At 44.4% G+C, this 11,655-nt stretch carries 9 protein-coding genes; 1 reads left to right on the top strand and 8 read right to left on the bottom strand.

From position 1 onward, the window contains the following. The coding region (locus tag RDQ32_RS09695) for an NFACT RNA binding domain-containing protein (protein WP_308580277.1) at positions 1-1,657 on the top strand (1,657 nt) is incomplete at its 5' end. Between the two features lie 247 nt (positions 1,658-1,904). On the opposite strand, the gene RDQ32_RS09690 is transcribed toward RDQ32_RS09695, so the two are convergent. The 8 genes from RDQ32_RS09690 to RDQ32_RS09655 all read right to left on the bottom strand — a co-directional run bounded on the left by RDQ32_RS09690 (position 1,905) and on the right by RDQ32_RS09655 (position 11,471). Further along, positions 1,905-2,645: a YebC/PmpR family DNA-binding transcriptional regulator gene (locus tag RDQ32_RS09690; RefSeq protein ID WP_308580276.1), complete on the bottom strand. Its 741-nt coding sequence runs from the start codon at positions 2,643-2,645 to the stop codon at positions 1,905-1,907. Positions 2,646-2,841: 196 nt separating this feature from the next. Further along, positions 2,842-4,044 (bottom strand): alanine racemase, encoded by a 1,203-nt coding sequence (alr, locus tag RDQ32_RS09685; RefSeq protein ID WP_308580274.1) that lies wholly within the window; start codon positions 4,042-4,044, stop codon positions 2,842-2,844. A 96-nt stretch (positions 4,045-4,140) separates the two neighbouring features. After that, the gene (locus RDQ32_RS09680) at positions 4,141-5,130 is read right to left on the bottom strand and encodes an NAD(P)H-hydrate dehydratase (RefSeq protein ID WP_308580272.1); all 990 of its coding nucleotides are present in this window, start codon (positions 5,128-5,130) and stop codon (positions 4,141-4,143) included. Between the two features lie 191 nt (positions 5,131-5,321). Next, positions 5,322-5,687, bottom strand: coding sequence for a holo-ACP synthase (acpS, locus tag RDQ32_RS09675; protein WP_308580270.1), 366 nt, complete (start codon positions 5,685-5,687; stop codon positions 5,322-5,324). Continuing rightward, on the bottom strand, positions 5,684-6,316 hold the full coding sequence (locus tag RDQ32_RS09670; RefSeq protein ID WP_308580269.1) for a redox-sensing transcriptional repressor Rex: 633 nt from the start codon (positions 6,314-6,316) through the stop codon (positions 5,684-5,686). The genes acpS and RDQ32_RS09670 overlap by 4 nt, the downstream gene beginning before the upstream one ends. Positions 6,317-6,387: 71 nt before the next feature. Further along, positions 6,388-7,080 (bottom strand): fructose-6-phosphate aldolase, encoded by a 693-nt coding sequence (gene fsa / locus RDQ32_RS09665; RefSeq protein WP_308580267.1) that lies wholly within the window; start codon positions 7,078-7,080, stop codon positions 6,388-6,390. A 24-nt stretch (positions 7,081-7,104) separates the two neighbouring features. Further along, positions 7,105-9,087, bottom strand: a complete 1,983-nt coding sequence (gene tkt / locus RDQ32_RS09660; RefSeq protein WP_308580265.1) for a transketolase — start codon at positions 9,085-9,087, stop codon at positions 7,105-7,107. 260 nt (positions 9,088-9,347) lie between these two features. After that, positions 9,348-11,471, bottom strand: coding sequence for a methyl-accepting chemotaxis protein (locus tag RDQ32_RS09655; protein WP_308580264.1), 2,124 nt, complete (start codon positions 11,469-11,471; stop codon positions 9,348-9,350). Positions 11,472-11,655 lie beyond the last annotated feature (184 nt).

Genomic DNA, 11,655 nt, shown 5'->3' with positions numbered 1-11,655 from the left:
GATTCTCCACCTCTCTGCCAACCCCTCCTTCCCCCTTCTATATTTGGCAAATGAAGGAAAAACCGCGCCGATCACCGCCCCCATCTTTTGTATGTCCCTTCGGAAGCATATCGGAAACGGCATCATTCAAAGCATTCGACAGGCTTCTCTAAAGCTTACGGAGGAAGGGCTGGAGCGCGTGCTCTTTTTGGATATTTCCCATAGAGATGAGCTGGGGGATGTAGGCATTAAGCATTTGGCTGTAGAAATCATGGGGAAGTATTCCAACATCATTTTACTGAAAGAGGATTATACGATTCTAGACGCCATAAAGAGAATCTCCCTGAGTCAGTCCTCCGTGAGAGAAGTGCTTCCCGGAAGGGAATATTTCATTCCGGATGCCTTCCATAAGGAAAATATTTTATCCTTTCCTATGGAGGAACTGGATACTCTCTTGGAGAAAGATGCCCTCCCCTTATGGGAATGCCTCTTCCAAAGCTTTTCCGGACTTAGCCCTTTGCTGGCAAGAGAGCTTTGTCTTGATGCCGGTCTCCCTATCGATAAAATCTCCAATACCTTATCTTTGGAGGAAGGGATGCAGGTTAAGGAAGCCATTTTAGCCTTTCGGAAAATAGTTCAGGAAAAGGATTTTCATCCGGTCATTTTGTATGAAGGGGAAAAGGCCTTTGATTTTTCCGCTCTCCCGGTTCAACAATACAAGGGCAATCCGGCATTTTCCGAAGAATACATTTCCTCTCCCTCTGCCCTCCTCCTTCAATACTACGGAAATAAGGAAAGGGACGACAGAGTACGGCAGAAATCCACAGACTTAAAGAAGCAGTGCCATACCCTCTTGGAGCGCTGTAATAAAAAGCTGGCACTTCAAGAAAAGCAACTAAAAGATACGGAGAAAAAAGATAAATTCAGAATCTACGGAGAACTCTTAACCACCTACGGCTATAGCCTAACCGGAGGAGAAAAAGAGCTTATATGCGAAAATTACTATACGGGAAAGGAAGAAAAAATCCCCTTGGATCCTACCCTTTCTCCTATGGATAATGCCAAGAAGTATTTTGAAAAATATGATAAGGCCAAGAGGACGGAGCAAAATCTTTTAGAGCAGGTAGCGGAAAGCAAAAAAACGCTCTACCACCTCCAGTCCATTATGAACAGCATACAGCTTGCGGAAAGCGCAGGGGATCTGGATGCCATAAGGGTGGAAATGGGAGACTTTGGCTATATCAAAAAAGTCAGCGGAAAGAAGAAAAAACAGCGAAAGGAAGACCAGTCCAAGCCGAGACTTTTCCGTTCTTCAGACGGCTATCTTCTCTATGTGGGAAAAAATAACCAACAAAACGAAATCCTCAGCTTCCAGATTGCAGAAGGAAAAGACTTTTGGTTCCATGGAAAAAATATTCCCGGCTCCCATGTAATAGCAAAAACAGAGGGAAAGGATTTGGAAGAGCTTCCCGATCGACTCTTTGAAGAAGCCGCAGAGCTGGCCGCCTACTTCTCTTCGGAAGGCAGCAGCCAAAAGGTAGAGGTGGATTATACCCAGAAGAAGAACCTAAAAAAGGTCCCCGGAGCCGCCCCCGGCTTTGTTATTTATCACCAGAATTACTCTATACTGGTAAGCCCAAAGCTTAAGCTGGAAGAAATCAAAGACTTCCCCTGGTAAAGTTTCAAAGAAGAAAAAGAGAAGATGAATTTTAAGCATTTCATAACAGTATAGGTCTGGAATTGGGGCACGCTCCCGCTAACCTCGCCCTGCAACGGATACTAAGCGAAAAACTGCAGTTCCTTCGTTTTTCGCAAGTACCGGCGGGCTCAGATTGCCCCCATTCCAGACCTATACTGTATGAAATAGAAAATTGTTTCCAGCTCTATATTCTCTTTTTCTTCTGCCCTTTACCAGAAAGTCAGACCTATTCCTCTTCCCAGTTCGTGTAAACGTTCTGCACATCATCGGATGCGTCCAAAAGGTCCAGAGTCTTTCTTAAGTTCTTTACCGCTTCTTCATCGGTTACGGAAACGGTATTTCCCGGAATCATAACCACATCGGCTTCCGCCATAGGCAGGTTCTCCTGCTCCAGCTTTTCTCGCACGGAGGAAAACTCGCTGGGATCGGTGAGAATCTCATAGTAATCATCTCTTTCCAGTAAATCCTCGGCACCTGCCATAATCGCCATATCCATCAAGGCTTCCGCATCGTGACCTAAGTCTTCCATTTCTTCCTTATCCAGAATAATCTGTCCCTTTTCCTCAAAAAGGAAAGATACGGATCCCTGACTTCCCAGACTTCCCTTTCCCTTAGTGAAAGCGGAACGAACATCCGCTGCGGAACGGTTCTTATTATCAGTCAACACCTTAACGATAATGGCTACTCCGTTCACCCCGTAGCCCTCGTACTGCAGCTCTTCAAAGTTCACCGTATCCAAGGCACCTGCTGCACGCTTAATACCGTTCTGAATGGTATCGTTGGGCATATTGTTAGCCTTCGCTTTGGCAATGACATCCTTTAATTTGGAGTTGCTGGCAGGATCTGCTCCTCCCTGCTTTACGGCTAAGGCGATTTCATGACCGATAATGGTAAAAATCTTTCCCTTTGCGGCATCATTTTTCTCTTTCTTTGCTTTAATGTTTGAGTATTTTGAATGTCCTGACATGCTTATCTCCTACTTTCTATAATATTTTTCTATATTAGCCAGTCTTCCCCTTCTATGCAAGTTTTTTTCCAAAAAACAAGTCCTTCCCTTGCCTTGGGGCCTCTGAATTTATTTTTAATTCCTTTAGTTCTAGTTATATTTCCATCCGCATAAAAGCTAAAGTGGCTTCTTCAGCACTTTAGGCTTCTTCTGCGGTTTAGCCTTCTTCCTCCTGATACTCCTCAATATGTAAGGAAGACAAGGGATCATAGGTTCCCACCCATTTTCCCTTCATTTTGTATACTCTGGGTACTCGATTTCCCAAGTTACAGAGGAATTCATAGGAAAAAACGCCCCATTCTTCCCAATCATAAAGAGAAATCTCTTCCTCTCCCTCCTGTCCCAGAAGGGTAACCTCCTGAAAGACTTCCGCCTCTGTATGACTTACATCAATCATAAACTGATCCATGCAAACTCTGCCAAGAATGGGACAAGGCTTTCCTCCTACTAAAACCTTCGCCTTATTGGAAAGAACTCTGGGATACCCGTCTCCATAGCCCACCGGCACAGTGGCCACCCGCATGGGTTCCCGGGTGACAAAGCTTGCACCGTAGGAAATGGCTTCTCCTGACGGAACTTCTTTAATATGACTGATTTTAGCCTTCCAGGAGAGAACCTGTTTCAAGGGTAGCTTTCTTTCCATGTCCTTGGAGGGATAAAGCCCATACATTGCAATGCCGTCCCGCACCATATCGTACTGTACTCCCCGTCCCTCTAAAATTCCCGCAGAGTTGGAAAGATGACAGAGGGGAAGCTTGATTCCCCTCTCCTCCAAAGCCTTAAGATAGTCTGCAAAACGCCTTTCCTGCATCTCCGTATAAGACTTATCCCTATCGTCACAGCAGGCAAAATGAGAAAAAATACCGCAGATTTCAATTCCGGTCAGGGAGAAAAGTTCCAGTCCCAGCTCTACAGCGCCCTCTTTCTCTACCTGAATGCCGATTCTTCCCATTCCGGTGTCCAAAGCCAAATGACAGGGCAGACTCTTTCCCTCCTTTTGGGAAATAGCGGAGAGAGCTTCTCCCTGCTCTCTGGTAAACAGAGAGGGCATAATATCATAGTGCCAAAGACTTCTGTACTGCCCCTTGGGAACCACTCCCAAAATTAATATGGGGGTTGTAATTCCTCCCTTTCGTAATATAATTCCTTCTTCAATGGTAGCTACCCCAAAGAGAGCACATTCTTCCTCTACGGCTCTGGCTACCTCCACGATTCCGTGACCATAGGCATCCATTTTCACTACGGCACAAAACTGCATTCCCTTCCGAAGATGGGATTTCACTGCCTTGATATTATCCTGTAAATAACTTAACTCCACTACCGCATAGGTTCTGCCGTAGCTTTCTCTTCCCAAACACATTTCTTGCTTTACCTTCTTTTACCGTCTTCTTTTACCGTCTTATTTACTTCTTCTTAGTTTGTCAGATTTCTTGATTCACTCTTTGTCTTCCCTGTTTTAGCTTTGGTCTATTGAGCATCCCTGCTCTTCCAAACGATTCAGAGCCTTACCCATGGCATTAGCAATGTTTTCAGCCAGGACTCCATGTTCTCCCCATTCCTTGGCAGCCAGCTCTCCGGCTAAAATCTGCGCCTCACAGGACAAAATCGCCGCTTTACATCCTTGCTCTATTGGCATTACAGAACTATCTTCTTTTACCACATCAGAGTTTTTCTCATTAGAGCCCTCTAAAGAAAATGCAGTCTGAGATAAATCAGCCTTTGCTTTCCGCTTAGCTTCTTCCTCTAATATCAGATAAATTCCGGCTATACTTCCGGCAAATACATCTCCGGAGCCTCCCTTGCTTAGGGCGGCACAGCTTCTCTTCCTTTGATAGACAAGCCCCCCATCAGGAGAAATCACCATGGTATCGTGAGACTTTAACAACAAGATACAATGGTACTCTTTTCCAAAGGATTTTGCAATTTCTCCTCCGCGATTTTCGATTTCTGTAAGGCTTTTCCCGGAAAGTCTGGAAAACTCCATAAGATGAGGGGTTAAAAATAAAAGAGATTTCCTTCCATAGGATTTTGCCAAAGCTTGCAAATCAGAATTCCGAGAAAGAAGATTGAGTCCGTCCGCATCAATCAATAAAGGAGCCCTTCCCTTATCCAAAACCAAACGCAATAGATCTTCTGCCTCTTTCCCTGTGCCCATTCCCGGACCAAGCAGCAGAAAATCCGCCCATTCTATCGCCTTTTCCAATTCTTGGAAATTCTCCTTTCCCTTCGGAAAAGACAGAATAATGGCTTCCGGAATTAAGCTTTGTAAAATACCGCAATTTTGCTTTGCACTGCACAGCTTCACCAGCCCGGTACCGGTACGATAGGCGGACAGAGCCGCAAAATAAGCTGCTCCGGCCATTCCCTCCGCTCCCGCAATTATCAGACATTTTCCATAGGAGCCCTTATGGGAAGCCGGATTTCGTTTAGGAATATAAATTTTCATTTTGAAGCCATCCTGTTCCTCTTTTGTAAGATTTTTACCGCAGTTATAGAATTCATCAGACTCTCATCATATCTTTTCGATTTTATCAGAATTCCATCATATCTTTTCGATTGTATATCTCATCATATCTTTTGGAAGTTATCAAAATCTCATTCTATCTTTTAGCATGTATCAAACTCTCGTTGCATTATCTAAAAGCCTTCTCCTTCCATAAGCGCATAAGCCATTACCAGATCTCCGGTATTACTGATACTGACATGAAGGGACTTTCCTCCCATTTCCAGAAAAATCTTTTCCGCGCCGCCGTAGAGCTTCACATAGGGTTTCCCCAGACTGTCTCTAAGCACTTCAATATCCAAAAGAGAAAAGCTTCTGACACCGGTGCCGAAGCATTTGGATACCGCTTCTTTTACACTAAAATCACCGGCTAAGCGAGAGAGCTTTCCCTCACTTTGCCGGCGTTCTTCTTCTGTGAATACCCTATGGGTATAATTGTTTTTTACTAATTTTTCTAAACGGGCAATTTCCAATATATCGCAGCCGATTCCCAAAATCATGAACGCTCCTCGAAGACACGGTAGGACAGGCGCATAAGACTTTCTGACAAATGAACATTTTCCGTCACCACATGCTCCGGTACTTCCAAATCCACATGGGCAAAATTCCAGAGACCGTCAATGCCGTAAGAAATTAATTTCTCCGCCACCGGTACAGCCACATCCTTAGGGATACATATAGCAGCCAAGCGGATGTGGTACTGCTTTACCACCGACTCAATCTCCTCCATAGGCGCAATCTTTAAATCTCCTACCTTCTCTCCCCAAAGCTTGGGGTTGGAGTCGAAAATTCCTCGAAGGACAAAGCCCCTTTTACGAAAATTCGTATAATTGGCCAAGGCAATGCCCAAATGTCCGGCCCCTACGATAATCATAGGATGCTCTCGATCGATATTTAGAATCTTCCCGATTTCCTCATGAAGATTCTTCACATTATAACCGTAGCCCTGCTGTCCAAATCCGCCGAAGTTATTCAAATCCTGTCGAATCTGGGAAGCAGTCAAATGCATTCTTTTGGATAGTTCCGAAGAAGAGATACGATCAATTTTTTGATCCATTAAATCCTCTAGGTAACGATAATATCTGGGTAAACGTTGTATTACCGCCTGGGATATTCCTTTTTTTTCCATAGTCCCCTCATAAATTGTCATCTTTCACAGCATTTTTTACTATACTGTGCTGTGAAAAAGATGTCAATTCTTTATTTATAACGAGTGTCGCTCGCAAGCGTGCGATATCTCGTTGGAAATGCCTTCGCATAATCTGCCTTAAATTTTTCAATTCCCTGATCTGTCAGAGGATGGGAAATCATTTGCATTAAAACCTTAAAGGGCACAGTAGCGATATCCGCCCCGGTCTTTGCACATTCCAAAACATGAATCGGGTGTCTTACGGAAGCGCAAATCACTTCTGTTTCCAGCTCCGGATACTGGCTGAAAACATCCATAATATCCTGAATCAGAATAAGACCGTCGGAGGAAATATCATCCAGTCTTCCCAAGAAAGGAGAAACATAGCTTGCTCCCGCTCTGGCTGCCAAAAGCGCCTGGTTTGCAGAGAAAATCAAGGTTACATTGGTCTTGATTCCCTCCTGGGAAAGCACCTTTACAGCCTTTAAACCTTCTGCTGTCATAGGAATCTTTACCACCATATTTTTGGACAAGGCGGCAATCTCCCGTCCCTCCGCAATCATCTTCTCTGCGGTGTCACTGTCCGCCCGTACTTCTCCGGAGATGGGGCCATCCATAAAGGAAGCAATTTCCTTCAAGGTTTCCTGATAGTCCCGACCTTCCTTGGCAATGAGAGAAGGATTAGTGGTTACACCGGCAATGATTCCCATATCATAGGCTTCTCGAATTTCCGCTACATTCGCTGTATCAATATAAAATTTCATTTCTTTCCTCCTTGAACAGAAAATTTATAAGCTCTTTGCCTCTTCCACAACTCTTTCTACCGTAAATCCAAATTCCTGGAAAAGGGACTTGGCAGGACCGGAGGCGCCGAAGCGATCCAGACCGATACTCTTTCCTTCAAAGCCTACATATTTGCCCCAACCGAAGGTGGAAAGAGCCTCGATGGAAATACGCTTTCTACAAGACTTGGGTAATACCTTCTCCTGATATTCCGGACTTTGCAGAGCAAATACTTCTAAGGAAGGCATGGAAACTACGCGAACCGCTCTTCCTTCTCCGCGAAGTACCTTAGCTGCCTCTTCTGCCAGCTCTACTTCAGAACCGGTGGCCATAAGGATTAACTCAGGCTCCTCTTCTCCTCCGGAAAGAATATAGGCGCCCTTCAAAGCATCTCTTCCATCCTTACAATACTGAGGAAGATTCTGTCTGCTTAGAACAATAGCTGTAGGACAATCCGTGCTGGACAATGCGGAGAACCAAGCCGCCGCAGTCTCCTGTCTGTCACAGGGACGGAACACCCGGAAATTCGGAGTGGAACGCAGCATAGCCAGCTGTTCAATTGGCTCATGGGTAGGTCCATCCTCTCCTACACCGATACTGTCATGGGTTAATACATAGATCTGGGGTAATCCCATAAGGGCTGCCAGTCTTGCCATAGGCTTTACATAATCACTGAAGACGAAGAAGGTCGCCACATAGGAACGAAGTCCTCCATGCAGAAGAATTCCGTTGGCAATGCCTGCCATAGCCAGCTCTCTTACACCGAAATGGATATTTTTTCCAAGAGGATTTTCCGGAGAATAAAATCCCTCTCCCTTCATTTCTGTCTTTGTGGAAGGGGCAAGGTCTGCAGAACCGCCGAAAAGATTCGGCACCAAATCCTTTAAAATCTGAATCACTTCTCCGGAGGAAGAACGGGTTGCTTCCGGCTTCTCCACTGCTGTCCAAAGCTTTTCCTCCTGTAAAAGAGCGGCTGCACTTCCCGGATTATGATAAGCACAATACTTGGCATAGCACTCCGGGTAGGCCTTCTCATACTTTGCTCTTAACTCCTCCCAGGCACTGTAGGAAGTCTTCTTTTCCTCTACCAAAGCATCATAGTGGGCATAAACCTCCTTTGGTACAAGGAAGGGCTCTTCCTCTTCCCAGTTTAGGAACTTCCGCATCTCTTTAATATTTTCCTCTCCCAAGGGTTCTCCATGGGCGGAAGCACTTCCCATCTTCTTAGGAACGCCATAACCGATTTGGGTTTTAATGGTAATAAAATAGGGGGCAGAACAGTCTTCCTTGGCGGTTTCAATAGCCTTGGAAATCGCCTCGATATCATTACCGTCCTCAACCGTCAAGGTCTTGAAACCGAAGGCCTGCATACGCTGTTCCACATTTTCCGTAAAAGCAATGTCCGTATTGCCCTCAATAGAAATCTTGTTGGAATCATACAAGATGGTCAATTTATCCAGCTTCAAGGTTCCGGCAAGGGAAAGAGCCTCGGAGGAAATTCCCTCCATCAGACAACCGTCTCCACAGAGAGCATAGGTTCTGTGGTCTACCAGCTTTAAATCTTCTTTATTAAACTCTGCCGCCAAATGACTTTCCGCCATAGCCATACCTACCGCCATAGCAAGACCTGCCCCTAAGGGACCGGTAGTGGCATCGATTCCCTTGGTATGACCATATTCCGGATGTCCGGGGGTAAGAGAACCCAATTGACGGAACTGCATTAAATCTTCCTTACTTAGCCCAAAGGAAAAAAGATGTAATAAAGAGTAGAGCATCATGGAACCATGCCCTGCGGATAAAACGAAGCGATCTCTGTTATCCCATTCCGGATGCTCAGGATGAAAATGAAGGTGTTTCGCCCAAAGGGTATATGCCATGGGAGCCGCCCCCAAGGGTAATCCGGGGTGTCCTGAATTCGCCTTTTGGATTCCATCTGCAGAAAGAATACGGATACTGTTTATTGCCTTCGTTTCAATCTCTTTATTCATTTTTTCCTCCTAAGCTCTTGACCGTTTCTTTATAAAATTACGTTTTCTATCTTACCATAGGGAAAAAAAATGTCTATGAATTTTGGACTTTAAAAATACAAAAAAGCCTCTATGGAATTCAGGGCTGAAATCGGCTTCGGATTTCCCTTTTTCAGGCCCATATCCATAAAGGCTGTTTCTTAATGTTTAAGCTGTTATTTTGCTTTTATTTTAGCTATTTTCTTAGCTTTTATCTTAGCTTTTGTTTTAGCTTTTGTTTCTTACTCTTCCTTCAACTGGAAGCGCTCCACCAATTCATTCATCTTATTGGCCTGACCGGTAAGCTCTTCGGAGGCTGCCGCACTCTGTTCTGCTGTTGCGGAATTTGCCTGTACCACGGAAGAAATCTGCTGTAAGCCCTGATTTAAGGAAGTGATACCCTCCAAATCCTTGCTGGATGCGGCAGAAATCTTCTCGATCAAGGTGTTTACCTCTTCCGTACTCTTGGAAACGGAATTTAAGGATTCTGCAGTTTCTTCGGTGATTTTTGCACCCTTTTCCACAGCTTCAATGGTTTCTTCAATGAGTAAACCGGTATTCTGTGCCGCCTTTGCGGATTTCTGGGCAAGGTTTCCTACTTCATCCGCCACCACGGCAAAGCCCTTTCCGGCTGCTCCTGCTCTTGCCGCTTCGATAGCCGCATTTAAGGAAAGAATATTGGTCTGGAAGGCAATGTCATCAATGGTCTTAATGATTTTACTGATTTCATTGGACTTTGCGGTAATATCGTCCATGGCCTTACGCATTTCTTCCATCTTCTCATTGGACTGAAGAACCGCAACTCCTGCTTCTCCCTGGAGCTTGTAAGCATCTCCTGCAGTCTTTGTAGAAGCCTGAATGGATTGAGAAATATCCTGCATATTGGCAGACAGCTCCTCGATGGAGGAAGCCTGCTCCGTAGCACCCTGAGACAGGCTTTGCGCTCCGGTATTTACCTGCTCTGCACTGCTTAATACCTGTACGGAAGAAGCGTGAACCTCCTGTAAGGTTCTGTTCATATCCTCTTGAATATGCTTTAAGCTTTCCAGAAGCGGTGCATAATCTCCTACATACTCTTCGCTTTCAAGATTTTCGGTAAAGTTTCCGCCTGCCATAGCATCCAAACGGTCTCTAAGGTCAAATACAATCTTCTTACTTCTTCCGATTACTTCGGAAATACTGCGAGAAAGCTCTCCGATTTCATCCTTATGGGGATAATGAATTTCCACATCAAAGTTTCCGCCTGCCACTTCTTTTCCGACCTCGCTGATCTTCTTTAATGGCTTTAAGGCATTGGAAATCCGCACAAAGTTAATGACCTGAACCAAAATAAAGATGATGACCTCGGACAAAATCAAAGCAAATAAAAGCTGATTTTTCTCCTGATCAAAATGAGGAATCGTCATAGCGGTCTGCACCCACCAATCTACACCCTCGATTTGCAAAGGTACATAGTAACGAACCTGGCCATCTCTTTGGAAAAATGCTTCTTTACTCTGCATCTTTTCCACCAGCATATCGTTATATTTCTGACCGATTAAGTCTCCTAAGTTCTTTCCCTTCGCATCCGGATTATTACTGTAAACGAAGTTGTTTTGGTTATCTAAAACATCAAAGAACACATTTTCATAACCAAGTGTACTCATATCCAACTCGTTGAAAACCTCTGTGGAAATCTCTGTGGTTACGATGCCCAAAAAACGATCTCCGTCCAGAATGGGAACGGTCATATAGAAGCTTCCCTTACCGGTATCCGGATTTTCCGTAGGAAGAGTTGCGGAAGCTGTCTTGCTCTCCTGTGCCTGCTTATAAAAATCCTGTGTACCATAAACCTCGTAAGGCACCATGGAGAACTTGTCTCCGTCGGTATCATAACGAAGAGAGTAATTGCTGTTTTCCTTGGAAAATGCATCCGGCTCCAAGAGCAATGCCTGGCTCACAATTCCCAAATTGTTTTTTGCAAAGCTCTGCATGGTTTTCATCAAGTAATACTCTTCCTCAGCCTCCGAAACCGTCAATGCTCCGGTAGCTTCTTCCAGCTTGCTCTTTCCGCTAAGAGCAGAATCTTCGCCATCTTCTTTATGAAAATTTACGAAGCTGTCTGCCAAAGACTTCATGGTATTACTGGTATTTATTGTGATTTTGTTCACTCTGCCCGCATTTAAGTTTGAAAGAGCATTCATGTTTTGCTCATTTTTCTTGTTAAATGCTGCACTGGCCACTGTTAAAATAAAAGCGGTCATCAAAGCAAATAAGAAAAGCATGATAATACCTAAGCTCAAAGAAATTCTTCCGCTTAAGGAATGACCTCGCTTTGTCCCCTGTGCTTGCCTAGTTCCTGTTGTTCCTGCATCGTGTTTCTTCATTGTTCCTTCACTCCTCCTGTAGAAAACTCCATTTTTCTGGATTTTTTACGACTTTATCTATATCGGCCAAAGTTCAAAATTCTATAATAAATAAATTTTAACAGATAAGAGTTTTGTAGCTTAGGAGTGAATTTCACAAGGATAAAACAAATTTACCTTTCCTTTTCAAGTTCTTATTTTTCCC

The sequence above is a fragment of the uncultured Oribacterium sp. genome (genome assembly GCF_902481605.1).
Classification (GTDB): domain Bacteria; phylum Bacillota; class Clostridia; order Lachnospirales; family Lachnospiraceae; genus Oribacterium; species Oribacterium sinus.
This window is presented reverse-complemented; position numbering and strand designations above follow the sequence as displayed.

Coding starts and splice junctions, on each gene's coding strand:
- RDQ32_RS09690 (WP_308580276.1), bottom strand. CDS start 2,645: ATGTCAGGACATTCAAAATACTCAAACATTAAAGCAAAGAAAGAGAAA.
- alr (WP_308580274.1), bottom strand. CDS start 4,044: ATGTGTTTGGGAAGAGAAAGCTACGGCAGAACCTATGCGGTAGTGGAG.
- RDQ32_RS09680 (WP_308580272.1), bottom strand. CDS start 5,130: ATGAAAATTTATATTCCTAAACGAAATCCGGCTTCCCATAAGGGCTCC.
- acpS (WP_308580270.1), bottom strand. CDS start 5,687: ATGATTTTGGGAATCGGCTGCGATATATTGGAAATTGCCCGTTTAGAA.
- RDQ32_RS09670 (WP_308580269.1), bottom strand. CDS start 6,316: ATGGAAAAAAAAGGAATATCCCAGGCGGTAATACAACGTTTACCCAGA.
- fsa (WP_308580267.1), bottom strand. CDS start 7,080: ATGAAATTTTATATTGATACAGCGAATGTAGCGGAAATTCGAGAAGCC.
- tkt (WP_308580265.1), bottom strand. CDS start 9,087: ATGAATAAAGAGATTGAAACGAAGGCAATAAACAGTATCCGTATTCTT.
- RDQ32_RS09655 (WP_308580264.1), bottom strand. CDS start 11,471: ATGAAGAAACACGATGCAGGAACAACAGGAACTAGGCAAGCACAGGGG.